Origin of the sequence: Shewanella sp. 10N.286.54.B9 (genome assembly GCF_041468565.1) — a bacterium.
GTDB lineage: Bacteria > Pseudomonadota > Gammaproteobacteria > Enterobacterales > Shewanellaceae > Shewanella.
In genome coordinates, this window is the sequence record NZ_JBFRIY010000069.1 from 63,200 (window position 1) to 89,756 (window position 26,557).

The following is a 26,557-nucleotide window of genomic DNA, read 5'->3' on the forward strand; positions in this document are numbered from 1 at the left end:
CTTGACAGCAATCGTTCGTTTATCTTAAATCTCAGACGGATTTATCTTTGGAACTGATAAACACTGCCAAGCTTCATGATTTGCGTTAGCTCATCTAATGCGGTGCGAGATTCAATCACCAATTGTGGGTCAGCTAAATCAGCGACACTTAAACGGTCGCGATAGTGCTTATCTACCCACTGGTTAAGACGGCCAAACAGCGCGTCGTTCATCATGGTGTTTTGGTTTACCGCAGCAACTTCATCTTGATTCATCGCCACTCGTAGACGCAAACACGCGGGGCCGCCACCATTTTGCATACTCTGCTTCACATCAAAGTAGTGCACTTGCTTGATAGGCGAGCCTAACGTCACTAATTCATTTAAATAAGCATGAACCGCTGGGTTTTCTTGACAGTTTGTTGGCGCGATAATCGCCATTTCACCTGAAGGTAACGTTACGACTTGAGTATTGAACAGGTAGCTCTTAACTGCGTCCTGAATCGCCACTTTAGCGGTAGGCACTTCAACAAAATGCAGTGGTGATTCACCAAACTTACGTTTTATCTCCTCAAGCTTGGCCTGGGTATTTAAAAATGCTTGCTCATGGTAGAACAGTACATTTTGGTTACCAACAGCGATAACGTCGTTATGGAATACACCTTGATCGATGACGTCGGGGTTTTGCTGCATGTACACCGTACCGTCATCATCTAGCTGGTGAAGACGAGCAATGGCTTGTGAGGCTTCTAGGGTCTGGCGTGCAGGAAACTTTTGTGGTTTTGGTGCCGAAGGATTCGTCGCTTCTTGGCCATAAACGAATAACTCGATGCCTGCATGGCCATACTCACTACAAAGACGTGTATGGTTGGCTGCGCCCTCATCACCAAAACTAGTATGTTCTGGTAAATGTTGGTGGTGTTTGAAATAGCGGCTATCGTTAAACGTAGCTTGCAGAATATTTCCAGTAGTGACAGGCTCAATACTACGATGCAGTTTGTCGACTAAGTTTGCAGGGGTAAAATGCAGTTTACCATCGTGAGTATCGGCACTAGGTGATACTGTTGCTGCATTAGCTGTCCACATACTCGAAGCACTGCAGCATGCACGTAACAGCGCAGGAGCCTCTTTGGCGGCTTTATTTAATACTTCAGCATCAGAGCCGGTAAAACCGATTCTACGCAGTGTATGAAGGTCTGGGCGCTCTTGAGGAGCAAACATACCTTGTACTAAACCTAAGTCTGCAAGTGCTTTGGCTTTTTTGATCCCTTGTTTGGCAGCATCTTTAGGGCTAGATGTCGCGGCAGCGTTGTTTAAAGAGGCAACGTTTCCGAATGACAAACCCGCGTAATTATGTGTCGGGCCAACGAGTCCGTCGAAATTGGCTTCAAAATGCTTCATTCTTTATCCTTTAGGGTAGCTCAGGTGTTATTTCCATTCCTGAGTTGTAATTATTGAGCTCAGTATACTTAAGCTAAAAGGCTAAACAAGGTGGTGATTTTTTGTCAAAACAGTGTATTTGCATCAAAATTCACAACTAATACTTGCTTGATGACTAATAATGAAATATTAGTTTTTAAATAAGCACTAATTTTTTTCACATTTATTTCAAAAACGGTTAAAAAATGGTACTCCAGTACAAATAAAAGAGGGATTAGCTTGAAAGTCTTTCCACAACCCTCTATATATGGAGCCAATTTTCAGATTTTTGAAACTTGTTGGCGCAAATTAATCTATGGGTAAATCGCTAGTAATCGTCGAATCACCGGCCAAAGCCAAGACTATTAATAAATATCTAGGCAAAGATTTCATCGTTAAGTCGAGTGTAGGTCACATCCGTGATCTACCTACATCCTCGAGTCCAGACGCAAAGGTGGTGAGTAAAACACCTGCTGAAGTCAAGAAGATGTCTCCGGAGGAGAAGGCTGAGTATAAGAGTCTAAAAGCGAAGCAAGCTTTAGTTGCGCGCATGGGAGTAGACCCCGAAAAAGGCTGGAAGGCAAAATACCAAACGCTTCCTGGCAAAGAGAAAGTCGTAAAAGAGTTACAAACACTGGCTGAATCTGCCGACCACATCTATCTCGCAACCGATTTGGATAGAGAGGGGGAGGCGATCGCTTGGCATCTTCAGCAGGTTATTGGTGGAGATGAATCTCGCTATCAACGTGTTGTATTTAACGAAATTACTAAATCAGCCATTCAGGATGCATTTAGTCAGCCATCAGTGCTCGACACTAATATGGTTAACGCGCAGCAAGCGCGTCGATTCCTCGATCGCGTAGTTGGCTTCATGGCATCTCCGCTGTTATGGAAGAAGGTCGCCCGTGGTTTATCCGCAGGGCGAGTGCAATCCGTGGCTGTTCGACTTGTTGTTGAACGTGAGGGCGAAATTAAGGCATTCGTACCAGAAGAGTTCTGGGATGTGCACGCAGAGCTTAATACGTTGTCTGATGAACGACTTAAAATGCAAGTTGCTAAATATCAAGGCAAAGCATTTAATCCAGTCAATCAAAGCGAAGCGGATGCAGCAGTAAGTGCATTATCGCAATCAAGCTTTGTGGTTGCAGCGCGTGAAGATCGCGCGACATCAAGTAAGCCATCAGCACCATATATCACTTCAACACTGCAACAAGCGGCAAGTACGCGCTTAGGTTTTGGTGTTAAGAAGACCATGATGATGGCGCAGCGCTTATATGAAGCTGGTCATATTACCTACATGCGTACTGACTCGACTAACTTAAGTCAAGAAGCGTTAGACAATGTGCGTGAGATGATTGGCAAAGACTTTGGTGATAAGTACCTGCCTGATGCGCCTATTCGTTATGGAAGTAAAGAGGGGGCACAAGAGGCGCATGAAGCGATTCGTCCTTCAAACGTCAAAGTGACTGCTGCATCACTAAGTGATATGGAGCGCGATGCTCAGCGTTTGTATGAGCTTATTTGGCGCCAGTTTGTTTCTTGCCAGATGACTCCAGCTAAATACGATGCGACACGTTTAACCGTATCTGCAGGTGATTATGAGTTAAAAGCGAGTGGTAGAACATTACGCTTTGATGGTTGGACGCGTGTGCAAACCGCCATCAAGAAAAAGAATGAAGAAGACAACACGCTGCCGGTTGTAGCTAAAGGCGATAAAGTTGAATTGCAAGAGCTACTGCCTAAGCAACACTTTACCAAGCCGCCTGCTCGTTACAGCGAAGCCTCTTTGGTAAAAGAGCTTGAGAAACGTGGTATTGGCCGTCCATCGACTTATGCAACGATTATTTCGACTATTCAAGATCGTGGCTACGTTAAAGTCGATAACCGTCGATTCTTTGCTGAAAAGATGGGCGAGATTGTTAGTGATAGATTGGTTGGTAGCTTCCAAGATCTGATGAGTTATGACTTCACTGCAAGCATGGAGCAAACGCTCGATGATGTAGCGCAAGGTAAACTTGACTGGAAGAAAGTACTCAACGGTTTCTACAAAGACTTCACTAAACAGTTAGAAAATGCAGAGTTGCCACCTGAAGAGGGCGGCATGCGCCCGAATGAGATGGTCATCACTGACATTAAATGCCCTACCTGTGGACGCCCTATGGGGATCCGTACAGGTTCTACTGGGGTATTCTTAGGGTGTTCAGGCTATGCGCTGCCACCTAAAGAGCGTTGTAAGACGACGATGAACTTAACGCCTGGTGAAGAGGCGATAAGTGAAAGTGGTGAAGATGCTGAAACTGAAGCATTAAGAGCAAAACATCGCTGTGGTATTTGTGGCACTGCCATGGACAGCTACCTTATCGATGAGACTCGTAAATTACACATCTGTGGTAATAACCCAACTTGTGAAGGCTTTGAAGTTGAAGCGGGTCAGTTTAAGATTAAAGGCTATGAAGGCCCCATTATTGAGTGCGATCGTTGTCAAAGCGATATGGAACTTAAAAATGGCCGCTTTGGTAAGTATTTTGGTTGTACCAATTCTGAATGTAAGAATACGCGTAAACTGCTGAAAAGCGGGGAAGCGGCACCACCAAAAGAAGATCCTATCCACTTACCTGATCTTAAATGTACCAAATCAGATGCATACTTTGTATTAAGAGATGGTGCTGCGGGTATTTTCCTTGCTGCTAGCACTTTCCCTAAATCGCGTGAAACACGGGGTCCATTGGTTGAAGAGTTAGTGAAGTATCGAGAGCTGTTATGGCCTAAATACGCCTACCTCGCTGATGCCCCTGTTGCAGATGATGATGGTAACTTAGCATCAGTGCGCTTTAGTCGTAAGACCAAAGAGCAGTATGTCGCGACAGATGTTGATGGTAAAGCGACTGGTTGGACAGCTAAGTTTATTGACGGTAAGTGGGTTGCTGAAGCGAAAGCGAAGGCAAAACCTAAAGCTAAAGCAAAACCAAAAGCCAAGCCAAAGGCGAAAGCAAAACCCAAAGCTGAATAATCTGTTAGCTTTATAAGCGCAAAAAGCCCCGAACATCGGGGCTTTTTAATGTCTGCTATTTGACGAGCTGCAACGGGTTAATACCAATTCAGTAAAACAAGCAGCTTTCTTGAGAGCAGTTTAGCGGTAAGCGCACAGTTGATTTAGATTTAAGCTCATTAATATGTTATCAGCACCGCTAAAACTTGCCTGTAAGGCGTGTTGGCAGCGAATAAACTCATCAGGGAATGGTCATTATGTCAATATACACTTTGGATCAACCAGCCTTGAATGAGTTCGCCAAAAGTATTCTGAGTAGATCAACTTCTTATACTGATTGCTATTAGGTGTTTAAAAGCAATAAAAAGCCCCGAACATGTCGGGGCGTTTTAAATCTGTAATCTTGTCTTGCTCTCTAATAGCACTAGTGCCTAGATAGGTAGGGCGATCATTTTACCACTTTCGCTTAGGCTGAAATAGCACGTCAATATCATCTTCATCCTCTTTAGCCGCTGCGACTTGGGGTTGAGCCATTTTCTGTGCGCCCATGATTTCATCAAGCATGGTTTTAGCTTCATCAACTTTTTTGGCAATGAAAGGGTCATTTGGTGTTTGAGCTTTTATAGTGTGCAAGGTTGATAAAGCTTTAGTCACCATCTGCTTTGCTGAGCCATACTGTTTCATAAAACATGCAGCTCTGCCTCTTGCAAGCATCGAGTCCACGTTAATTCGAAGTTGTAGGCTATCGATACGGAGCTCTTCTTGGGCAAAAGTAGTGGGCTCGACTCTGCCTTTATTATGTTCAGCTCTTAGAATAGCTTTCATTTTCTTGAGTGTTTGAACTAAGGTGAGCACTTGTCTGTCGTTGTCCGGCAGCCTGAACATCTCAATGGCGGGCGCAGATTTAGGCGTATTATTTAATGCTTCGATTTGTGCGCGCAAATCAAATAAACGACGTTCGTAGTCATTCTTTTGCGCTGGAGCCAAAGAGGCTGCGATAACAAGTGCCTCTTCAATTCTCTTATACAGTATTAATACAATGTTACTGGAGCAGGGGATAAGACCTGTGTTTGAAAGCACACCTTCAGTTTCATCAATGATCGCTCTTTGTCGAGCAAGCTCTGTGCGCCTTTCGGCCTCTACACGGGCCTTTTGTTGTTGAATGATGCTAATGCCAATAATAAGTAGTAGCAATACACCGATCAAAACAAAGACGGAAACGATTATCATAAAGGGTCCAGATATTTTTTAATGCTTTTAATGCTACTATAAATCAACATTCTAGGATAGTAATCTTCATCATGGTTTGATGATTATCAGTTCGCAGAGTTGGACAAATGTGCTATATTCCATTTGATTAAATTATTTCGTTGTACTATAACGAATAATTATACTTAAATGTGTAAATGCTTATTTATTCAAAGATCTGTAAGCCTACCAAAGAGAAGGACTAAAGATGAAGTTGCAGCAACTAAGATATATTGCAGAGGTGGTTAACCATAACCTCAATGTTTCTGCTACCGCGGAGAATCTCTATACTTCTCAACCGGGTATTAGTAAACAAGTGCGTATGCTTGAAGATGAACTCGGTATTCAGATTTTTGGACGTAGCGGTAAACATCTCACCCATGTTACCCCTGCAGGTCTGCAAGTGATTAGTATTGCAAATGACATTTTAGGTAAAGTAGAAAGCATTAAAAAAGTGGCTGAAGAGTATACTAAGCCTGATCAAGGTGAACTCAATATTGCCACGACAGATACGCAAGCACGTTATGCATTGCCTCATATTATTCAAGGCTTTATTGACCGATATCCTAAAGTCAATTTGCATATGCATCAGGGCACACCATCGCAAATTAGTGAGTTAGCTGCCCGTGGCGATGCTGACTTTGCCATTGCAACGGAAGCTATGCACCTTTATAACGACTTAATTATGTTGCCGTGTTACCACTGGAACCGCTCTATTGTGGTTACCCGTGACCATCCACTGGCCTCACGAAGCCATATTAGCATTGAAGATCTTGGCCGATTCCCGTTAGTCACTTATGTATTTGGTTTCGATCGCGCCTCAGAGATTGAGAAATCATTTAATCGCGCAGGATTAGAGCCAAGAGTGGTGTTTAGTGCAACGAGTGCCGACGTGCTAAAAACCTATGTCAGACTCGGCCTAGGTGTCGGTGTTATCGCTTCAATGGCAATTGATGAGCATATGGATAAAGACTTGGTCGCTATCGATGCCAGCCATTTGTTTGCCCACAGTACCACTAAAATTGGTTTCCGGAAGGGTAATTTCTTAAGAACTTACATGTACGATTTTATCGAAAATTTTGCTCCGCACCTGACTCGTACTGTGGTTGAAAAAGCTGTTGCGCTCAGAGATGCTCAGCAGATTGAAGCTATGTTTGAAGATATCCAATTACCGGTTAGGTAGTCGCTATTAACTGGCAATAAAAAACCTCGCGAATGCGAGGTTTTTTTATGGAAAACTATAGCGGGTTTAACACTCTACGATATTCACAGCCAAACCGCCTTTGGCAGTTTCTTTATATTTGCTGCGCATATCTTTACCGGTATCCATCATGGTCTTAATGACTTTATCTAAAGACACCTTATGGTTACCGTCGCCGCGCATGGCCATACGTGAGGCATTAATCGCTTTTACCGCACCCATAGCATTACGTTCAATGCATGGGACTTGCACTAAGCCACCTACAGGGTCACAGGTTAGGCCTAGGTTATGCTCCATACCAATTTCTGCAGCGTTTTCTACGTGTTCGACTGTGCCACCCATGATTTCAGTTAAAGCGGCGGCAGCCATTGAACAAGCAACACCCACTTCGCCTTGGCAACCAACCTCAGCACCTGAAATTGAAGCGTTCTTCTTGTAAAGGATCCCGATAGCGGCTGCAGTTAATAGGTAACGACAACAGACGTCCATATCGACCTCCTGTACAAACATGTCGTAGTAGCAGAGTACCGCAGGAATAATGCCTGCTGCACCGTTAGTCGGTGCGGTAACAACACGGTCACCTGCAGCATTTTGCTCATTGACCGACAATGCAAACAGATCGACCCAATCCATAGCAGTTAGAGGGTCAACAACATTTTTTCCTTCAGCTTTTAGTCGGCGATAAAGTGACGGCGCGCGACGTCGTAGCTTAAGGCCACCAGGTAAAATACCCTCTTTTTGATAACCGCGTTCTACACAGGTTTTCATGGTCTGCCAAATTTCCCACAGCTGCTGCTGTATGGCATCTGTGTCGGCAATACTTAGCTCATTTGCCATCATTAATGATGAGATGCTAAAGCCATTTTCGGTACACAATTCAAGTAATTGTTGTGCAGAATCAAAATCATAAGGGGCAGACTTAATCGGTGCTGCAGGGGAGGCATCCTGCGCTTTAATTTCGTCTTCATCTAAAATGAAACCGCCACCCACTGAATAATAGGTGCGCTCATAGATACATTTGCCTTCGGCATAAGCATAAAGAGTCATTGCATTGGCATGTGCTGGCAGACTTTTACGTCTATGGTAGGTAATGCCATTAGCACGAGAAAATAGCACTTCGCGGCCATTGTTCAGTATTAGCTTTTCATCATTACTGACGTTTTCTAAAATGGCGTCAATCTTATCGGTATCGACGGTATCTGGTGCTTCTCCCATCAAACCTAAGATCACAGCTTTACCTGTACCGTGGCCTTTACCGGTTTGCCCTAACGAGCCAAAAAGCTCTGAACGCATCTCATCTGTTACGTCATAAAGCCCCTGCTTGGTGAGATCTTCAATAAATATGTTGCCCGCTTTCATCGGACCTACAGTGTGTGAACTTGATGGACCAATGCCTATCTTGAACATGTCGAATACACTAATCATGCTAAAACCTTTACTCTCGTTGTTATTGTTTTAACCAATTTGACTGAGATTATTGCTGCGTGCCAATTGAGAACATCGATGTTTTTGTCGATTAATCGGCGCAAAAAACTTAAGCTTAATGCTAATCTTAGTCGCTGGTACAGATTGGTGTAAAAAGTATCCCATACTTTCGCGTTATATCTAGCATTAGATTTTTTACACTGATGATAAAATCATTAGATAAACTAATTTTACGATTTTGCTTTTAGTTTACGCTGTCGCGTTTTGAGTTTTTATGTAAATCTATAATAAACAATGACATACCAGTGGGTTGCTGACACTTTGATCGGGTTTTTAACTAAGCTGTTCTGTATATATATTACGATTGATAATTATTTTGAGGTTATATGAGTTATTTGATGTTAGATGTTGAATCAACTGTTTTGAGTGATGCAGAACGAGAGCAGCTGTCTCATCCAATGATTGGTGGCCTTATCTTGTTTAGCCGTAATTACGCTAATCGAAGCCAACTTATACAGCTAGTGCAGTCAATCAGGGCAGTTCGCGCAGACATCTTAATTGCTGTCGACCAAGAGGGCGGTCGAGTGCAACGTTTTAGAGATGACTTTACTATTTTACCCGCTATGGGAGATATATTACCTGCAGCGCAAGGAGATCTCGCGTTGGCAAGGTCCTGGGCTACAGAGCTGGGTTTTTTAATGGCGATAGAGTTGCTCGCTGTCGATATTGATTTGAGCTTTGCACCAGTACTTGATCTAAATGGTGTTAGCCAAGTCATTGGTAAGCGTAGCTTTAGCAGCAATAGAGTTGAAGTCGAACAGTTAGCGAGTGCATTTATAAAAGGTATGGAGCAAGCAGGCATGGCCAGTGTAGGCAAACACTTTCCAGGCCACGGCAGTGTTGAGGCAGATTCCCATATCGCTAAACCTGTTGATTTAAGAAGTAAAGAACAGATATTTGCTAACGATATGCAACCATTTAAACAGCTTATCGCTAAAGAAAGTTTACAAGGGATCATGCCTGCGCATGTTGTCTATCCTAATGTAGACGCTAATCCTGCTGGTTTTTCACAATATTGGCTACAGGAGGTTCTGCGCAAAGAGCTAGGCTTTAACGGTGTGATTTTTTCTGATGATCTTGGAATGAAAGGTGCCGCGGTTGCCGGTGGTTATTGTGAGCGAGCACAAGCTGCTATTGATGCGGGTTGTAATATGATTTTGGTCTGTAATGACAGTGCTGGTGCGACGGCAGTGCTCAATGGCGTTAATTGGCCAAAAGTGGAACTACAAGTCACGGCAAATTTGTTAAAGCCTGATTTTGCGGTGGTGGTTAATGCTTTACAAAATAGCGAACGTTGGGAAAAAGCAAAAGAAATAGCGGCTCAAATTTTAGAAAGTTGACTCAGCGCAACGAATTATCCTACTTAGCTTGGTAGGTTAACTATCATTAGTATACTCGCATAAACAATGGAGCGATATATGATCCTGTATTTACACGGATTTGATGCTACGAGTCCAGGTAATCACGACAAAATGCGCCAATTGCAGTTTATTGACCAAGATGTACGTTTGGTGAGCTACAGTACCCAGCACCCTAAGAATGATATGCAATATCTGCTCAATGAAGTGAGTAAGCATATAACAACCTCTGATGATGAGTCACCACTGATTATAGGTGTTGGCCTAGGTGCATTTTGGGCCGAGAGAATTGGTTTTTTAAATGGTATAAAGTCAGTGTTGATTAACCCTAATTTGACGCCTGAGCATAATATGGGTGACAAAATTGATCGCCCCGAAGAGTATGCTGATATCGCCAACAAATGTGTTGATGATTTTCGAGGTCTCAATCGCGATAAAGCACTTTGTATTTTGGCGCGAAACGACGAAGTTAATAACAATGTTGCTGTCGCTAGTTGTTTGCAAGATTACTACAGTGTGGTGTGGGATGAAGAGCAGACCCATAAATTTATTTCATTAGCGACTCAGCTCAAAAAGATCCAGGCCTTCAAGTCTTCTTAACACTTTTTATGTGTGGCTTTCTAGCCTACTAAGCCATCAGGTTTGGTGGGCTTTTTATTGTGCCAAACACTTTGCTCATTTGGCTCGTATGCGCTAAGTTGTTAAAAGTAGTTGAAGTAACTTAACTTCTTCAAAGGACGAAACTCTGGGGCGGGTGCTAACTATGAAGCGTGTCATCATTAAGATCACAGGAAAGGTGCAAGGTGTCTCTTTTCGTCAAAGTACACTTGCGCAGGCTACGTCGCTTGGGCTAACCGGTTATGTGAGTAATCTGACGGATGGCTCGGTGCAGGTACTTGCTCAAGGAAGCTATCCAGCAGTGGATAAACTCATTAGCTGGTGTGAAACTGGCGCGCCGATGGCAAGCGTTGATAATGTTTATGTTGAGGATGACGAGGCAGACGATATCTACCTCGACTTTTCGATTGTACAGCTCTAGCTTAAATGACTAGTTTAAAAGCGAGGCTTCAGTGTTGGCGTTGCTAATATACTCACTCTCTTCTTCAGTGCTTTTGGCTGTAGGATGCTCCATTTTTCTGATCTGAATGATCATCCCCATTTTTGGGTGGTCAAAATAGTGCACTTCATCACTTCTCACACGTCTATTTTGTTGCATCGGAATCGAATATAAAAACGGACTGGTAACCGAGTCTATTTCTGGCTTTGAGTCTATACCTGTTGAAGCAGGATTATCATGATGCATTAACGTTACGGTTTTTTCCCCCTCTTCACGCAGGTTAAATGCGGTTTCAATAAACAGGTAGTGTTCCAGGTAGATATTTAACGTGCCATCTAACTTCCACACAGGCTTTTGCGGCTCAGCTAAAAAACCGCTACTGATAAAATCAAACTGTGGTAGATCATCGACAACATCACTGTTTTGTAGCGGCTGACCATTTTTCTCATACTGTTCTGAAAAGTCATGGCCGGAGTATAACTTGATTGGAATGGCTCTGTTTCTTGGTAACATTGATTGCTGCCATGTCATATGCAGTAAGCTCTTGTTTCCTTTCTCGCGCTTCAAGGTTGCGATTATATCTTTAAATTGACTCTGACTCTCGGCCAGTAATACCGCGCCGTCTCCCAAATGTGCAGTTGCAGGTTCAGCTGCAGCAATGACCATCGGTATATCGGTTAAGGTTTTAACTTGGTTGCTTGAGTTAAGTTGTTCATTACAGTTGAGGCTGTCGGTTGCCCAGTCTGATGAAGTGCACCCATTGAGCCCCATATTAACGGCGGTTAGATCGGTGCTTACGAGTGGGGTAATAAAGTCGACTGTTTTACGTTGACGCGGATTGACCACTTTGTCTGACCATTGCTCTACCGTTGGTGAGTTATGTTCATACAGATAGATCTCAACCTCAAACCAGCGCTCTTCTTGGGCGCTAGCCGCAGTCGATAGGCTTGAAATGACACCCGCAGCCAGTGCAAGCACCAATTTATTTGTAGAAAGTCTAAACACGTTTATTCTCCAATGCGATGTTGAGACAACTGTTCAATTAACAGTTTAATGAGTGCAAGCCTGTCTTTGGCTGATTCAGATGGCATAGCAAATTTTAGCTTATTCGGACCATCCATTCGATATATTTGCGGTTGATTCTGTAATAAACCAATAATAAAACCAGGATCGACCTTGTTATCGTCGCCAAATTCTATGCTACCACCTTTTGCATGCATCTCGATCTTTCTTAGCCCCAGTTGTGTCGCTAAGTGTTTGTAGAGAGTCAATTCCATCAAGTTTTTGGTCGGTTCGGGTAACATGCCGAAGCGATCGATGAGCTCGACTTTTAATTCGTCGACAGCTTTTTCTGTTTTACAGTTAGCGATCCGTTTATACAGCGATAAGCGCATGTTTACATCACTAACATAATCGTCAGGTAGTAGGGCCGGGATCCGCAAATCAATTTCACTTTGCTGACGTAACATTTGATCAAGTGATGGCTCTTTACCTTCTTTAAGCAGTTTAACCGCATCCTCGAGCATCTCCATATATAGGGTAAATCCTATCTTGGATATATGACCACTTTGCTCATCGCCAAGCAGTTCTCCAGCGCCACGAATTTCTAAATCCTGGGTTGCCAGCATGAAGCCAGCCCCAAGATCTTCTAACGCGCCAATAGCTTCTAGTCGCTTACGGGCATCTTTAGTCATGCGTTTTGGATGGGGGGTCATCAAATAAGCATAAGCTTGGTGATGAGAGCGACCGACACGACCTCGTAATTGATGCAGCTGTGCCAAACCAAACTTGTCAGCGCGTTCAATCACGATGGTATTAGCCGATGGCACATCAATTCCGGTTTCAATAATGGTGGTGCAGACCAATACATTAAAGCGCTGGTGATAAAAATCAGACATCACACGTTCAAGTTCACGCTCACGCATCTGTCCGTGAGCCGTGACTACGCGCGCTTCGGGCAACAGTTCACTGATCTCTGCTGCGCGTTTCTCAATGGTTTCAACACTATTATGTAAGAAATAAACTTGACCACCACGTAATATCTCACGCAGTAGCGCCTCTCTAATCGTGGCGTCGTCATACTCTCGGACAAAGGTTTTCACAGCTAATCGTTTAGCTGGTGGCGTAGCGATAATCGACAGATCGCGCATACCCGACATGGCCATATTTAGTGTACGCGGAATAGGCGTGGCTGTGAGAGTTAAAATATCAACGTTTGCCCGCAGTGCTTTAATCTTCTCTTTTTGACGGACACCAAAACGATGCTCTTCATCGATGACCAGTAAGCCTAAGTTTTCGAATTTGGCTTCTGATTGCAATAATTTATGAGTACCGATCACAATATCGACTTTGCCGTCGGTGAGCTCTTTCATCACTTGAGTTTGTTCTTTGGCCGTTTTGAAGCGTGACATCACCTCAATTTTAAAAGGCCAATCGGCAAAGCGATCTTGAAAATTCTCAAAATGCTGCTGTGCTAGCAGGGTGGTTGGTACGAGTATTGCTACCTGTTTACCGTCGTTAACTGCCACAAAAGCGGCGCGCATAGCGACCTCTGTTTTACCAAAACCTACGTCACCACAGACCAGTCTATCCATTGCCATTGGTGTGCGCATATCATCGAGCACTGCGGTAATCGCAGTTTCTTGATCGACTGTTTCTTCAAACGGAAAACTACTGGCAAACTGGGCGTACTCTTGTTGATCTATTTTGCAGGCGTCGCCTGGGCGAGCTTGTCGACGTGCATAAACATCGAGCAGTTCTGCAGCAACATCACGAATTTTTTCAATCGCTTTGCGTTTTGCTTTGGCCCAAGTTTCATTACCGAGCTTATTTAGATTAGCCTCTTCGTCAGGGCCTACACTGTAACGGCTGATCAGGTGCAGCGAAGAAACAGGCACATAAAGCTTGTCGCCACCTGAGTATTCAAGCACTAGGTATTCAGCAACAAGTCCACCAGTATCAAGTGTTTCTAAGCCTTGATAACGGGCAACCCCGTGCTCAAGGTGAACGATGGGTTGGCCTACCTTTAGTTCTGCGAGGTTTTTAACTAATGCGTCACTGCTTATTTGGCGCTGCTTATCTCGGCGGCGTCGCTGTGATATACGTTGGCCAAAGAGTTCCGTTTCGCAGATAAGACTGAACTTACCACCGGTCTTTTTCTCAATGATACAACCTTGAGACAGTGGTGAGACAATAAGCCCCAATTTATTTTTACTGGCGGCAAACTCATTAAAGTGGCTAAACAGCTTTGGTTTTATGCCTATTTTGCCCAGTAACTCGACCAGTGCTTCACGGCGGCCTTCAGATTCTGCACTGAATAACAGCCTATCGCCTAAAGCTGCGTATTCTTCAAGGAGAGTGAGAGGTTGCTTCAGTTTATGATTAGCCGCCAGATCAGGTAATTTAACGACCTTAGCTTCAATAGCCGTACCGGAATATGGCGGCGTTTTTAATTGGAATCTAGGTAGCCCTTTAAAAGCTGCAAAGATCTGCTCAGTTAACAGGTACAATTCCTGCGGTGCTAGTAGTGGCCTGAGTGGATCAACACGCCGGTCTTCGTAGCGAGTTTCAACTTCATGCAAATGAGCTTTGGTTGCAGCTTCAATGTCGCCAAGGGTTACTAGTTGCGTTTTTGCGGGTAGATAATCAAACAGGTTAGCTGTTTCATCAAAAAATAGCGGTAGATAGTTTTCTATTCCCGCTGGCATGGTCTTCTTGCTGACCATTTGGTAGATAGAGCCCGGCTCTTTAACTAGTACTTCAAAGCGGCGGCGGTAACGCTGCCTAAAACCTTCTATTGCGGCGTCATCAGTAGGGAACTCTTTGGCGGGTAATAATCTAATTGATGCTATTTCTTGGCTAGAACGTTGAGTTTCCGGATCAAAGTGGCGGATCGATTCAACTTCATCATCGAATAGTTCAATGCGAAATGGTTGATTTGACCCCATGGGGAAAATATCAATAATTGAGCCGCGTACTGCAAACTCTCCGTGCTCATAGACTTGTTCAACACTGTGATAGCCGGTGTTAATTAATTGCTCTCTGACGTCGTGCAGCTGATAGTTATCGCCTTTTTCTAAAATCAGTACATTGCCACTTAAAAATGATTGAGGTGGCAACTTGACCATTAAAGTACTGATAGGAACGATAACCACACTTTGCTGTGCTTGTGGGATCCTCGACAGCGCTTCTAAACGCTGAGAAACCAAATCTTGGTGAGGCGAGAAGCTGTCATAGGGCAGGGTTTCTCTGTCAGGGAATAGCCATATAGCAAGATCAGTATCACTAAGCAGATAGCTTAACTCAGATTCCAGTGCAATAGCACTGGGAGTATCGGCTGTGACAACAAGCGTAACGGCTTGATGTTGTTTAGCGATATTCGCGATAGTTAGCGCTTGAGCAGCGCCACCAAGAGTACACAGCGTTTGTGCAAGTTTTGCACTCTTGACCGCTGGTGGAGTCAATACAGAAAAAGCATTCATCAAGGCGAGGGAAACATGTCCAATAACAGCAAAGTTGCTTGGTATTGTAGTGGCTTGCTGTCGCTCTGGCTAGCTAAAACTATTTAGATTAAGGGGCTAGCTTTCGTAATTTTAGTTGTTTCTGTTGCAAACTTAAGCTTGCTTTGACCAACTGCTCGACATCAGCATCTTTGATGACGGAAAATGCTAGCTGAGCACTAAAGCTCTGAGGTGCAGTCTCATCTTCATTGTTGATGAGACTGCAACTTTGGACTTTCGCGAAACAGATTAATGCCACCAATTCATCTTTAATCTGCAAACTGACCTTAAAATCACTGCCAAGAGGGAGCTCTTTACTGCTGGTAACGGTAATTGAGCTGCCGCCGAAATGGCTGCCAGCATAACGGTCACCGTCATACTCCTCTTTACCAATTACATGTTGTAATACCATATCTATTTTACGCGACTGTAATTTTAAGAACTCTACAACCGTTTTGGCGTCATCATCAAGATGACGTAACTGCAACAAGCAGTCCGATTCTAGTGATTTAATATCACTAATAAGCTGTAAACTCGGCGGTAACATTAAGCTAAGCTGTGCAACCGTTGGTAGAGGCAAATTATTATCCCAGGCTTGTAAATAGGCATCAAATGGATGATTAATACTAAAATAGGCGCTAGAGTCGTTTAACAATGGTGTTGCCTCTTGTTTTTAGGGGGCGAATACCCCTATTATCGTGCGCATCTTTATGATTTAGCAAGGTTAGAGATTCAATTGCCTTGGCTTAGTTTATTGATAGAGTATCGCTGAGCAATATTGGTTGAGCTGATTGATGTGTTTACATCAATGTATTCAACCTGATTGGCATCAGATTAGATTTGATTTTATTTGGAATTTTTAATGAATCTTTCATTATCATTTTTTATTGGCTATCGCTATTGGCGTGCTAGAAAGGCTAATGCCTTTGCCTCTTTCATTACCATATTCTCAGTATCTGGTATTTTACTGGGGGTTGCAGCACTTATTGTGGTGAGCTCGGTGATGAATGGCCTTGAAGGGCAACTCAAGAAACGTATTTTAGGCGCAGTACCGCAGTTGACGGTGCACTCTGAAATCGCACTCGATAACTGGCAGCAAGATGTGACTAACATGTCTGCGCTAAAAGGTGTGCAAGGGGTTACCCCTAGCGTAAGTACCCAAGCGATGTTGCAGTCGCCGTCTAATATTGGTGCCGCGCAGATCTATGGCGTATATCCGCAGCAGGAGCAAAAACTACTTAGCTTGACGCGTAATACTTATTCCGGTGATTTTGATGCGCTCGTTGCGGGGAAATACCGTATTATTTTGGGCGCTGAACTGGCGCGTAAACTGGATGTAGTCGTCGGTAATCAAATTCGTGTATTGAGTGGCGATGGTGTGGTCTACACCCCTTTAGGCCCAATACCGAGTCAGCGTAAATTTACAGTGGCAGGTGTTTTTGAGATGGGTTCTCAAGTCGATGCGAGTGTCGCCTACATGCATCATGACGATGCACAGCGCTTGATGCGCCAAACTCCAGGACAAGTGAAACAACTGCGTGTTTATTTAGACGATCCGTTTCAGGCCTCTAGCATTGCGCCAAGTGTACAAAGTTATTTCTCCCATGAAGTTACAACGACAGACTGGCATGATTCCTATGGGCACCTGTTTGGTGCGGTCAAAATGGAAAAGAATATGATGTCTTTAATGTTGAGTCTGATTATTGCCGTTGCTGCATTTAATATTGTCTCGGCTTTAGTGATGATGGTGGTTGATAAAACCACCGATGTGGCGGTGTTAAAAACCCAAGGCTTAACGACTTCAAGTGTGATGGGTATTTTTATGATCCAAGGATCATTAAATGCCATCATTGGCCTGCTTACCGGCGTGGCTGCTGGTGTACTGCTGACGCTTAATTTAAATGAAATCACCAATATATTGGGGATTTCCATTCTTGGTGCTGGACAGAACCTGCCGGTACAGCTCGAGTTAAATCAACTCAGTTGGATAGTCATTGGTACGCTTATCATGACTTTATTAGCCACCATTTACCCGGCCTTAAGAGCTGCCAATGTTCAGCCTGCGAGTACCCTTAGACATGAATAGCGAGTCAACAATGAATTCAGAATTATTGCTCCAAGTTAGCAATGTCAGTAAGCACTACACTGATGGTGCGGTTGAAACTCAAGTGTTACATAGCGTTAATATTGAGGTTTACAAAGGTGAGCAACTGGCGATAGTTGGAAGTTCTGGCTCCGGAAAGAGTACATTACTGCATATTATGGGCACACTGGATAAGCCTAGTAGTGGCAGTGTGGTCATGCTCGATGAAGATCTTTATAAACTATCGAGTAAACGCCAAGCTCACGTACGTAATAGTAATATTGGTTTTATCTATCAGTTTCATCATCTATTACCTGAATTTAGCGCCTTGGAAAATGTCTCGATGCCGGCACTTATTCAAGGTAAAAAGCGTAAAGAGGTAGAGAATAAGGCCACAGCATTACTAGAAAGAGTTGGCCTTGGGCATCGTTTAGCACATACGCCGGCAGAGATGTCTGGTGGTGAGCGTCAGCGTGTAGCCATTGCCCGTGCATTGATCAATGATCCCAAGTTGGTTCTTGCCGATGAACCTACAGGGAATCTTGACGCCAATAGCGGTGAAGCTGTTTACGAATTGATTACTGAACTTGCTGCACAGTTAGGAACTGCATTTGTGGTGGTGACTCATGATCAAGACCTTGCTGCTAGAATGGATAGACAACTGCATATGAAAGATGGCCATTTGGTGAATGCTGAGGAGCTCGCTGGATGAAAAGCCTGTTAGCGATGCGGATCGGCTGGCGCTTTTATTTAGCACGCCAGTCAAACCGCTTTATCAACTTTATTTCGTTTGCATCAACCGCGGGAATAGCGCTTGGTGTTGCAGTCTTGATCATCGCTTTATCGGCAATGAATGGTTTTGAAAAAGAGCTGGAAGGTAGGCTGTTAGGTGTTGTCTCTCATGGTGAGTTAGCGGGGGTTAACGAACCAATACAAAATTGGCCGAGCATCATTGCTGATGCCAGTAAGGTGCCGGGGATCGTCGCCGCGGCTCCCTTTGTGCGGATGCAAGGTCTGATTCAAAAGCCTGGCGGATTTCAAGGTTTGACGGTGCTTGGTATCGATGGAGAGCTCGAGGGCAAGGTCTCTAATATTCGCGACTTTATGTCTGAGCAGAGCTGGAACAGCCTGCAGGATGAAAACAAAAACAATATTGTACTTGGTAAAGGGTTAGCAGACAGTTTAGATGTAGCGGTAGGGCAATCCATTAGCCTATATATGCCCAATAACAGCAAACAAGCTCAGAATAAGATTGCTGCAGCTAAGAGCCAACGTTTTGTTGTTTCGGGGATCTTTGAACTTGGTGGTGAACTAGATACTTCCACTGCTTATGTACCTATGGCTTATGCTGCTAATTTACTTAAGCTAGGGCAGGGCGTTTCTGGTATTAGGATCAAGGCGAGTAATGTATTTCAAGCGCCAATGTTGATCCGAGATCTAGGTTTTAGTCAGCAGCAATATGTCTACATTACTGACTGGACGCGAACTCAGGGGCATCTATACCAAGATATACAACTTGTCAGAATGGTGATGTATCTTGTCTTGGCATTAGTGATTGCTGTGGCCTGTTTCAATATAGTCTCCACCTTAGTGATGGCTGTAAGAGATAAACAGTCTGAAATTGCGATTTTATTGACCATGGGCATGAAAAAAAGCGCGGTGATGCTAATCTTTATTGTGCAGGGTGCATTAAACGGTTTGCTGGGCTGTGTCATAGGTACCGTTTTAGGCGTTACCGTTGCGCTCAACTTGAGTGATATTGCCGCAGGAATAGAGTCTTTATTAGGTATCCAGCTGCTATCTGCAGATGTTTATTTTATTGATTTCTTGCCTTCGCAATTGGTGGCTAATGATGTGGTAGTGGTGGTGTCACTCGCTTTTGTGATGAGTTTAATCGCTACGCTTTACCCGGCTTGGAAAGCAAGCCAAACACCGCCAGCAAGTGCATTAGCAGGACGATAATGGCAGTTTTTCTGCAAAAGTATTAGCGATAAATTAATTCTTTAGTATTAGAGTGAATGCAGCTGTGTTCACTCGCTATCTTCAGCCTATCTTACTTAAACCTTACGTTAACCTTACCCTTTTTTAGGGGGGGTGATAAATGCCTTGTTGCCACTGGCTTGTGCAGTCTTTACGATGCCATTTTTTCGTCTATTGTAATACTCTTGACACCGCTTAAACCACCCCAAAAACCTATCCTTTTTTATGCTTTATTATCCTAATAAAGTGCTATTTTTATGCTAGAACTGCTGTGCTAGTTTTTTTAGACACCCAAATCAAAGTCTGTTTGCTGCTTTGCCTAATGGCAAGGAATGGAAGCCTTGGTTTGGTTAACTAATAAAGCATGGAGCAAAGACAATGAACGCAAAGCCAGATTTGGAACAGTTAGATTTGAGTGTTCAACAACTATCAACTGTAGTTGCCGAACTTGAAAACCAGTGTCCTGTAACGCCACAAATAACCGCTGACACTACAGCGCGAGGTTGCCCCGTCACTCAATGCAGTGAGGTTAATCCGGCTACTCGCCAGTGTGCGGTTAACTCTCCCGCACCCTCTCCATTTGTACCCGATTATGACATTCCACTGCTGGCACCGGGTGGTGGCGATACCAACCCTAAAATATTAGGAAAACTAGGCCCATTGGCGGGTTTAATTGGTACCTGGGTTAGCCAGCGTTTTAGCGGCTTTAATGTCATGCCGATCCCTCAAGTGACGGCCCCAAATGGTTTTATTTTGAAAAACCATAGCTATTATGAAGTGATGACCTTCAGCGCAATACAAGGTAAGGTGGCCAACCGCGGTGGCGAGTTTGAACAAGATGCTTATACGATATTTTATGAGCAAAGGGTTTTTTTCGCTGATGGGCCACAGGCCAATGAGTTAGTTCATGCTGAAAATGGCTCTTGGTTGCATCAAGTCACCGCCCCCCAGGGGCAAAATGCGCTTAATACCGCGCCCTATATCCCGACTCCGCCAGCGCCAAATCCAATCCCGTTTCAAAACCCAACAACTGCAATTGTTAAGCAAGTGTCGGTGCCCCATGGTAATTCGATTTTGGCTCTAGGCAGCGCGGATAAAATATATAAGGCACCGACAATTCCAGTCGCAAGTTGTTTACCTATTGATGTTCCCTGTGGTTTTAATGTCAATTATGGGGTTAACAGCCCAAACAACCCTAATATCAATCCAAATATTGTGTTAGATGTCGCACTGCAGGAGTTGGCAGATAAAGGCGTAAATGTGATTAATACCACTATACTTTCGGTCGATAGCAGTAACAGCGGTGCTATCGCCAATACGCCATTTATGAAGAATCACTCTGACGTACTTGAATTTAGCACCACATATTGGCTAGAGCTGTTATCTAACGGACAGCAGCAACTGCAATACACCCAGAATATCTCCCTAGACCTGCCCATAGGCGGTAAAAAATACAAGTTCCCACATATTACCGCAAATACTTTAATCAAAGTTAAATAGCACCTTACATACTGATTTTTAATCCATTTTCAAGTTAAACATCGAGCACTAATTTGAGTTCGAGGAGGTTGCTTATCCTCGATTCAAACAGCGTTTTCGAGCGGCCATTGCGAGAGCTTTGAGTGCTCGAAGCGTTCAACTGTCTCGAATTAATTTTTGAGACCATCTGTTAGCAATTTCTATGCTATTAATTTAGCTTCAAGGAATGAAAAATGAGTGAGAAAACGATAAAGGAACTTCAGCTTCAGGTGACGGAATTAACGTCCAAAGTGAAAGAGTTGGAAGTTCAATGCAGTCAACCAACCTCTGCAGATAAATGCGTGGTCTGCGCCGCAACGGAATGTGCGGTGTGTGATAGTGGTCAATCAGTGCGTAAGTGCGATAACTGCTTGCCTTGTATTATTAACTTCTGTGCACCGTGCACTGTGAGTTGCTGTGCACAATGTGAGCAAAATGCGGCTTACTGCTGCTTGACCTGTCAGCCAAATGAAAAGTGCGTCACTTGTCAGCCAAATCTGCAATGCGTCACCTGTGCACCGGGGCCGGTTTATTACTGTGTACCGTGTCAGCCGACGCAATGCGTTACCTGCTCAGCAGGCCCGGTTGCGCAGTGTGTCACTTGCCAGCCAAATCTGCAGTGTGCGCCTTGCTACTACTGCGTACCTTGTCAGCCGACCATACTGTGCGCGCCATGCCAACCTACTGCTCAGTGTACGACCTGTTTCTCTGGTCCGGTTGAATTATGTGCGCCATGTCAGCCCTGTCAACTGTGTGCACCGTGCGGACCGGTTCCGGTTTGCCTCTGTACGCCGTGTCAGCCAGCAGTGCAGTGCGTCACGTGCTCACCAAGCCCGGTTACTTATTGCGTTCAGTGTCAGCCTACGCCATGTGCGACAGGCTTGCAGTGCGTAACCTGTGCGCCAAGCCCGGTTGCATATTGCGTTCAGTGTCAGCCTACGCCATGTGCAATAGGTTTGCAGTGCGTAACCTGTGCACCAAGCCCAGTGACTTACTGTGTACAGTGCCAACCCGCATCAAACCTGCAATGTGTTACCTGTAGACCTTGTGATCCTGGCTACCAGTGCGCAAGTTCACCAGTAACATTTTGTTTGTTGAGTGCAACCAGCTAACCAAAGTTTAATTATGTAAAGCAAACAACTCTAGTCGAGTGCTAGGGTTGTTTGGATTAAAGGAATAACAAGATGAATACTCTTTTGCTATCACCAGCGGCGACCATCACTCCCAATGTTCATGGGGTGTTATTGCAGTCAGATCTGGGCGATTTTCAACTGCACGGCAAAGATGTCAGTGACTTTATAACCACAATCGTGCCGTTATTACAGGGGGATAATACCGAGCAAGCGGTGTGCGAAAAACTGCCTGATTATAGTGAAAGTAGTGTCAGATCCGTCATTGCCTTGCTCAAGCAAAAAGGCTTGCTGGAGGAGGTAGAAGCCAATAGCCAGTTTGCGCCACCGTGGGCAATGCATCAACGATTTATGAATGCTTGGTCAAGTAAAGCAGCACCTGAAAATGGCTTACAAGATAAAAAAATATTAGTGATTGGCTTGGAGCCTTGGTCGGTAAAAATGGTTGATGAACTCGCCTATTCTGGCGTTGGCCATATTCATATTATCGACAATGATCTTGTCACTGCCGACGACATTTTGTGTCACCGTGACTTTGGTAGTCAAAGCCTTAAACAGCGGCGTGCAGATGTGTTAGAAACGATTATCGCTAAGCAAAGCCCTTGGTGCAAAATTACGACACAACGACTGTCCAAAGGCAGCAATGGAATTGATTTAACCGGTGAATTAGATTGGGACCTGGTGGTTGTTACACTCAGTAAAGAGGCAAAACACTGGCTCTATCAAATATCTAAAACACTGCATCATTATAAGCTCCCCGCGCTCTATGGCAGTTTAGACGGACTAGAGTCTTGGGTAGGTCCAGCCGTTAATTTAACCCCGTCAGCGAACGCTATTGATGCCTGCTGGAACTGCTTACGTTTGCGTCGCTTAGGCACAGAACAAACACCTGATTTGGCCCATGAATTGGATAAGAGTGCTAACAATAGCCAACAAACAAGCCGTGCACGCAGCATGCTGAGCCCAATGGCAGCATTAACAGGGCATCAGCTGACGATGGAAGTGATAAAGCTACTGTCGGGCTACATCCAAACGGATCTGGTGGGTAAAGTAAACGTGCAAAACCTAGTCACCAACCAGTCTGAATCCCATAAAATAATCCCCGTACCTTGGTGTAAAGTGTGTGGTTATGATCACCAATCTGCAACAGCACATACCTCGCTTGTTAAAGCGCAGCAACTGAAACGGGCTGGAATGCAAGTGGGCGCAATGAGCGCTGTCTCCGCCCATCAAATTGAACTGACTAATCCATTGAACATGATGCATAGCGTTGATGATGTTACGGCGCTCTTTGAAGGTTGGGTTGATGACAAAACCGGTATTATACGACAGTTAACTGGTCACTCTGCCCAGTTACCCGACTTTCCAGTAACAGCCTCCGCCAGTGTCTCTAATTTCACCGCTGGCCAATATGATCCAAGAGCAGTAGGGCAAGTGGGATCAGGAAAAGGGCTTGATGGTGTATCTGCTCATATTAGTGCGATTGGTGAGGCCATCGAGCGCTACTCTGCGGCAAGATACCGCCTTGAAGACTGCCATTATGCATCGATTAGCCAGCTGTCTGGTGCTTACCTCGATCCGAACGACTTAGTCTTGTATTCGAAGAAACAGTATCACTCGCCGCAATTTCCATTTTCTCGTTGGAACAAAAAACGCAAAATTCACTGGAGCAAAGGCGTCTATTTAGGCGGACAGGAACCGGTATGGGTGCCCTCCTTAGTGAGCTACTTTAACTTTAGCTGCCCCTATGAGGAGCAGTTTAGCCAAGTGTCCTCCAACGGATTAGCAGCAGGGCAAGACAATGATGATGCAGGCATAAGAGCAACCTACGAGCTGATAGAGCGCGATGCGATGATGTTAACTTGGTACGCCAAGCAACCTTGTCAACGATTAAAGCTTGATGCGGTTAATCACGGCAAGATGCGAGTGATGCTGGATGAACTCTCTGAAATGGGAATGGAATTGGAGCTCTACCTGCTCGATGTCGGCATTCATGTGCCAACAGTGGTGTGTTTAGCCTTCGGTGACGGGGTGCGCACTCCGGCAGTATCTGTGGCGCTGGCATGCCATGGCGATATTCAAGTGGCAATGAAAAAAGCCGTGTTAGAGCAGGGTCATGTGATGCCGTACTTATGCCATTTGATGCGAACGGGCGCGAAAGTACCACAACATGTGAGCGAGGTACAAAGCCTCGAAGACCATGCCGCCTACTATTTTAAACTTGATAAGCGCTCAGCTTTCGATTTTATGCGTCAACCGATAGAACAGGCATTGAATGTCGACCAGTGGCACTACCCAATCGTTAAAGATTCAAGTGATCTTAACCAAAGGTTACTTGATGCCGGCGTTGAGGTTGCCATCGTTGATGTTACCTCTCCAGATGTTGCACTTAGTCCCTTCAGAGTTGCCAGAGCGGTAGGTAAGCATATGCAACCTATACATTTTGGTGAACAGTTTAAGCGTGTAGATAACCCTCGTTTAAAACGACTTCTTGGCGGCAAGAGCGTCAATATGGATCCCCATCCAATTGCATAATGGCCATTAACAATGCTGCAAGCATGGCAATACCTCGCTTGCAGATGAACACTTTTTACATCAAGGAAGAACCGATGAAAGTACTAGTATGCGGTACCAACTATGGCGCGACTTATATCCGAGCATTAGCCAGCGCGCCACAGAATTTAAGCTTAGCGGCAATTTTGTCGACGGGTAGTCAGCGCTCAATGGAGTATGCGGCGCAGCTGCAGGTGCCGCACTTTACCCAAATAGAGCAGCTCCCAGCAGGTAGTGTTGATATAGCCTGTATTGCCGTTGCAGGAGAGGCCGGACAGCAGCTCGCGGTGCAGTGTTTAAATAGAGGGATCCATGTGTTGTGTGAACACCCAGTCGGTGAAGAGTTTGTCAGCTATGCCTTAGGACTAGCAGCGAAAAATAGCTGTCGATTCCATGTTAATGCTCATTTTGCTGATTTGGCCGCGCCGCAGGCTTTCTACCAAGCCATTTCAGTCGCCTCACAGCAAGGACCCTGTATGCATTTTGACCTCAATGTTAATCTGCGCACCCTTTATTCAGGGCTAGATTTGTTAGGCAGAGCCTTAGGTTCTCTATCGAGCATTGAGCTTGTCCCTAAGGCTTCAAATCCAAAGGGCAAAGGACTATTTGAAACACTGCAGCTAACAGGGGCTGAATTTTCAGTGTCGTTGTTATGCCAAAACTTTGCCTCTGAGCATGATGATGGCAGCGCGACCTTGCTCAACCACCGCCTTAGCGCCACATTCCCCCACGGTAACTTACTGCTTTGTGAAACTGCAGGGCCTGTTTACTGGTTTCCATCACCGGTTTCAATGTCAGCAGAAACTTGGCAAAGCTACTTGCCAGTGCAGGTCGAACTGAGTAATCAGTATCTGCTCATGCAGCAACGAGACGCAGCCAATATCACTGCGTTAAATAAGTTAATTGCCAGTATTACTGAGCCAAATGCAGTGGTTGAACAGCAGCCGGAATATTTGCTTGGTTTAGCACGACTCTGGGAGTACACGCTGGCGGCATTACAGGGGGAGTGATTGTTGCATTGCTATACCTCCTAATAGTGCTGTAATTATATACAGTATTATTAGGTTTTCTAAAAAATCAAAACAACCCAGAATGTCGAATTCACGGTTTACTATTGCAGGCAGTAATAAATATGCGTAAATTCAGTTACATAAAAGTGTCCGTTCTTTAAGTATTGAGATAACCGGAAAGCAAAGTGTGCAACTCACTTTTGCCAGAAAGAGTATTGGATACAATTTTTCACTTTAATGAGTAATTATTTGCTTTAAAGGGGTTTTCAAGGTTACATTCAGTGCACGCTTTCCCAGAATGGTTTGGCAAAACGCGCACGCCGTATATTAAAATGTTAGCTACCTAGGGAGAACTTGGTGCAATTCGAAAATTGGTTTATGTTTTGTTCTATCGCTTTATTGGCGACTGCTACACCAGGTCCTGCGGCATTAGTCGTTTCAATAAATAGCCTTTCTTTTGGTTTTAAAAAATCTCTGATTACTATTTTAGGTAATGTTACTGGGCTGTTTATTATGTCAACATTTTCGGTACTTGGGTTAAGTGCTGTTGTTTTGCATTCTACGATGGCATTTACTGTTATAAAAATATTTGGGGCAGCTTATCTGGTTTATTTAGGTTTTAAGCTCTGGGTAAATGGTGTTGGTAATATAGAGGTAGGCTCAACAAAAACAGCTAAATGTAGTTCTTTAAATCTATATACACAAGGAGTTTTAGTTGCATTAACAAATCCCAAAGCAGTTATTTTTACTACAGCATTGTTTCCTCAGTTTATTGTGGCTAATGACCCCCTTATGTACCAGTTTTCTATTTTAGTTTTAAGTTTCATGTTGTTATCATTTTTTTGTTTGTCTTCATATGCACTTGTAGCGCAGCGTGCTAAATCACGCACAATAAATACTCAGGTACAAAATTTACTCGGCAAAATATTTGGCACAACATTTATTGGTGCAGGATGTATGCTTGCAGCTACGTCAGAGTAATCGGTAGCTAATCGGGTAGTCGGAGGTATCTAGCCTCCAACCCCCACACATGCGGCTCCGCACAGGGC

At 44.3% G+C, this 26,557-nt stretch carries 20 protein-coding genes; 14 read left to right on the forward strand and 6 right to left on the reverse strand.

The genetic code is table 11. From position 1 onward, the window contains the following. Nucleotides 1-41: 41 nt before the first annotated feature. Nucleotides 42-1,379, reverse strand: coding sequence for an N-succinylarginine dihydrolase (astB, locus tag AB4135_RS20160; protein WP_371995218.1), 1,338 nt, complete (start codon nucleotides 1,377-1,379; stop codon nucleotides 42-44). A 334-nt stretch (nucleotides 1,380-1,713) separates the two neighbouring features. On the opposite strand from astB, the gene topA reads away from it, so the two are divergent. Continuing rightward, nucleotides 1,714-4,407: a type I DNA topoisomerase gene (gene topA, locus AB4135_RS20165; RefSeq protein ID WP_371995219.1), complete on the forward strand. Its 2,694-nt coding sequence runs from the start codon at nucleotides 1,714-1,716 to the stop codon at nucleotides 4,405-4,407. Between the two features lie 432 nt (nucleotides 4,408-4,839). Here topA and AB4135_RS20170 read toward each other — a convergent pair whose 3' ends face one another. Next, nucleotides 4,840-5,616, reverse strand: coding sequence for a hypothetical protein (locus AB4135_RS20170; RefSeq protein ID WP_371995220.1), 777 nt, complete (start codon nucleotides 5,614-5,616; stop codon nucleotides 4,840-4,842). A 226-nt stretch (nucleotides 5,617-5,842) separates the two neighbouring features. On the opposite strand from AB4135_RS20170, the gene cysB reads away from it, so the two are divergent. Continuing rightward, on the forward strand, nucleotides 5,843-6,817 hold the full coding sequence (gene cysB / locus AB4135_RS20175) for an HTH-type transcriptional regulator CysB (protein WP_020911894.1): 975 nt from the start codon (nucleotides 5,843-5,845) through the stop codon (nucleotides 6,815-6,817). A gap of 66 nt (nucleotides 6,818-6,883) precedes the next feature. Here cysB and AB4135_RS20180 read toward each other — a convergent pair whose 3' ends face one another. Beyond that, entirely contained in the window at nucleotides 6,884-8,260 is a 1,377-nt protein-coding gene (locus AB4135_RS20180; RefSeq protein ID WP_371995221.1) for an L-serine ammonia-lyase, read from the reverse strand. A gap of 386 nt (nucleotides 8,261-8,646) precedes the next feature. Here AB4135_RS20180 and nagZ point away from each other — a divergent pair, with 386 nt between their 5' ends. From nagZ to AB4135_RS20195, 3 genes are all read left to right on the forward strand, one after another. Next, nucleotides 8,647-9,660, forward strand: coding sequence for a beta-N-acetylhexosaminidase (gene nagZ, locus AB4135_RS20185; protein ID WP_371995222.1), 1,014 nt, complete (start codon nucleotides 8,647-8,649; stop codon nucleotides 9,658-9,660). Nucleotides 9,661-9,738: 78 nt separating this feature from the next. Beyond that, entirely contained in the window at nucleotides 9,739-10,278 is a 540-nt protein-coding gene (gene ycfP, locus AB4135_RS20190; protein ID WP_371995223.1) for an alpha/beta hydrolase YcfP, read from the forward strand. Between the two features lie 163 nt (nucleotides 10,279-10,441). Then, nucleotides 10,442-10,717 carry an acylphosphatase gene (locus tag AB4135_RS20195; protein WP_371995224.1) on the forward strand — a complete coding sequence of 92 codons (276 nt, stop codon included), beginning with the start codon at nucleotides 10,442-10,444 and terminating at the stop codon, nucleotides 10,715-10,717. A 9-nt stretch (nucleotides 10,718-10,726) separates the two neighbouring features. Here the strand turns inward: AB4135_RS20195 and AB4135_RS20200 are convergent, their stop codons facing one another. From AB4135_RS20200 to AB4135_RS20210, 3 genes are all read right to left on the reverse strand, one after another. Continuing rightward, nucleotides 10,727-11,740, reverse strand: coding sequence for a peptidoglycan binding protein CsiV (locus AB4135_RS20200; protein ID WP_371995225.1), 1,014 nt, complete (start codon nucleotides 11,738-11,740; stop codon nucleotides 10,727-10,729). A 2-nt stretch (nucleotides 11,741-11,742) separates the two neighbouring features. Beyond that, nucleotides 11,743-15,216, reverse strand: coding sequence for a transcription-repair coupling factor (gene mfd / locus AB4135_RS20205; protein ID WP_371995226.1), 3,474 nt, complete (start codon nucleotides 15,214-15,216; stop codon nucleotides 11,743-11,745). 88 nt (nucleotides 15,217-15,304) lie between these two features. Next, nucleotides 15,305-15,889: a hypothetical protein gene (locus tag AB4135_RS20210; protein ID WP_371995227.1), complete on the reverse strand. Its 585-nt coding sequence runs from the start codon at nucleotides 15,887-15,889 to the stop codon at nucleotides 15,305-15,307. Between the two features lie 207 nt (nucleotides 15,890-16,096). Between AB4135_RS20210 and AB4135_RS20215 the strand changes: the two genes are divergently transcribed. The 9 genes from AB4135_RS20215 to AB4135_RS20255 all read left to right on the forward strand — a co-directional run bounded on the left by AB4135_RS20215 (nucleotide 16,097) and on the right by AB4135_RS20255 (nucleotide 26,489). Next, on the forward strand, nucleotides 16,097-17,320 hold the full coding sequence (locus tag AB4135_RS20215; RefSeq protein WP_371995228.1) for a lipoprotein-releasing ABC transporter permease subunit: 1,224 nt from the start codon (nucleotides 16,097-16,099) through the stop codon (nucleotides 17,318-17,320). A gap of 10 nt (nucleotides 17,321-17,330) precedes the next feature. After that, entirely contained in the window at nucleotides 17,331-18,029 is a 699-nt protein-coding gene (lolD, locus tag AB4135_RS20220; protein ID WP_371995229.1) for a lipoprotein-releasing ABC transporter ATP-binding protein LolD, read from the forward strand. Continuing rightward, nucleotides 18,026-19,279, forward strand: coding sequence for a lipoprotein-releasing ABC transporter permease subunit LolE (lolE, locus tag AB4135_RS20225; protein ID WP_371995230.1), 1,254 nt, complete (start codon nucleotides 18,026-18,028; stop codon nucleotides 19,277-19,279). The genes lolD and lolE overlap by 4 nt, the downstream gene beginning before the upstream one ends. 396 nt (nucleotides 19,280-19,675) lie before the next feature. Further along, complete coding sequence (locus AB4135_RS20230; protein WP_371995231.1) at nucleotides 19,676-20,797, forward strand: heme-binding protein; 1,122 nt, start codon at nucleotides 19,676-19,678, stop codon at nucleotides 20,795-20,797. A 502-nt stretch (nucleotides 20,798-21,299) separates the two neighbouring features. Continuing rightward, nucleotides 21,300-21,536, forward strand: coding sequence for a hypothetical protein (locus tag AB4135_RS20235; RefSeq protein WP_371995232.1), 237 nt, complete (start codon nucleotides 21,300-21,302; stop codon nucleotides 21,534-21,536). 12 nt (nucleotides 21,537-21,548) lie between these two features. Continuing rightward, nucleotides 21,549-21,857 carry a hypothetical protein gene (locus AB4135_RS20240; RefSeq protein ID WP_371995233.1) on the forward strand — a complete coding sequence of 103 codons (309 nt, stop codon included), beginning with the start codon at nucleotides 21,549-21,551 and terminating at the stop codon, nucleotides 21,855-21,857. Between the two features lie 142 nt (nucleotides 21,858-21,999). Next, nucleotides 22,000-24,480, forward strand: a complete 2,481-nt coding sequence (locus AB4135_RS20245) for a TOMM precursor leader peptide-binding protein (protein ID WP_371995234.1) — start codon at nucleotides 22,000-22,002, stop codon at nucleotides 24,478-24,480. A 74-nt stretch (nucleotides 24,481-24,554) separates the two neighbouring features. Next, complete coding sequence (locus tag AB4135_RS20250) at nucleotides 24,555-25,508, forward strand: Gfo/Idh/MocA family oxidoreductase (RefSeq protein WP_371995235.1); 954 nt, start codon at nucleotides 24,555-24,557, stop codon at nucleotides 25,506-25,508. Between the two features lie 357 nt (nucleotides 25,509-25,865). Then, on the forward strand, nucleotides 25,866-26,489 hold the full coding sequence (locus AB4135_RS20255; RefSeq protein WP_371995236.1) for a LysE family translocator: 624 nt from the start codon (nucleotides 25,866-25,868) through the stop codon (nucleotides 26,487-26,489). The last annotated feature ends 68 nt before the right edge of the window (nucleotides 26,490-26,557 follow it).

Bases quoted from the DNA above. Each gene is read 5' to 3' on its own strand.
- astB (WP_371995218.1), bottom strand. From the start codon at position 1,379: ATGAAGCATTTTGAAGCCAATTTCGACGGACTCGTTGGCCCGACACAT.
- topA (WP_371995219.1), top strand. From the start codon at position 1,714: ATGGGTAAATCGCTAGTAATCGTCGAATCACCGGCCAAAGCCAAGACT.
- AB4135_RS20170 (WP_371995220.1), bottom strand. From the start codon at position 5,616: ATGATAATCGTTTCCGTCTTTGTTTTGATCGGTGTATTGCTACTACTT.
- cysB (WP_020911894.1), top strand. From the start codon at position 5,843: ATGAAGTTGCAGCAACTAAGATATATTGCAGAGGTGGTTAACCATAAC.
- AB4135_RS20180 (WP_371995221.1), bottom strand. From the start codon at position 8,260: ATGATTAGTGTATTCGACATGTTCAAGATAGGCATTGGTCCATCAAGT.
- nagZ (WP_371995222.1), top strand. From the start codon at position 8,647: ATGAGTTATTTGATGTTAGATGTTGAATCAACTGTTTTGAGTGATGCA.
- ycfP (WP_371995223.1), top strand. From the start codon at position 9,739: ATGATCCTGTATTTACACGGATTTGATGCTACGAGTCCAGGTAATCAC.
- AB4135_RS20195 (WP_371995224.1), top strand. From the start codon at position 10,442: ATGAAGCGTGTCATCATTAAGATCACAGGAAAGGTGCAAGGTGTCTCT.
- mfd (WP_371995226.1), bottom strand. From the start codon at position 15,216: ATGAATGCTTTTTCTGTATTGACTCCACCAGCGGTCAAGAGTGCAAAA.
- AB4135_RS20215 (WP_371995228.1), top strand. From the start codon at position 16,097: ATGAATCTTTCATTATCATTTTTTATTGGCTATCGCTATTGGCGTGCT.
- lolD (WP_371995229.1), top strand. From the start codon at position 17,331: ATGAATTCAGAATTATTGCTCCAAGTTAGCAATGTCAGTAAGCACTAC.
- lolE (WP_371995230.1), top strand. From the start codon at position 18,026: ATGAAAAGCCTGTTAGCGATGCGGATCGGCTGGCGCTTTTATTTAGCA.
- AB4135_RS20230 (WP_371995231.1), top strand. From the start codon at position 19,676: ATGAACGCAAAGCCAGATTTGGAACAGTTAGATTTGAGTGTTCAACAA.
- AB4135_RS20240 (WP_371995233.1), top strand. From the start codon at position 21,549: ATGTCAGCCCTGTCAACTGTGTGCACCGTGCGGACCGGTTCCGGTTTG.
- AB4135_RS20245 (WP_371995234.1), top strand. From the start codon at position 22,000: ATGAATACTCTTTTGCTATCACCAGCGGCGACCATCACTCCCAATGTT.
- AB4135_RS20250 (WP_371995235.1), top strand. From the start codon at position 24,555: ATGAAAGTACTAGTATGCGGTACCAACTATGGCGCGACTTATATCCGA.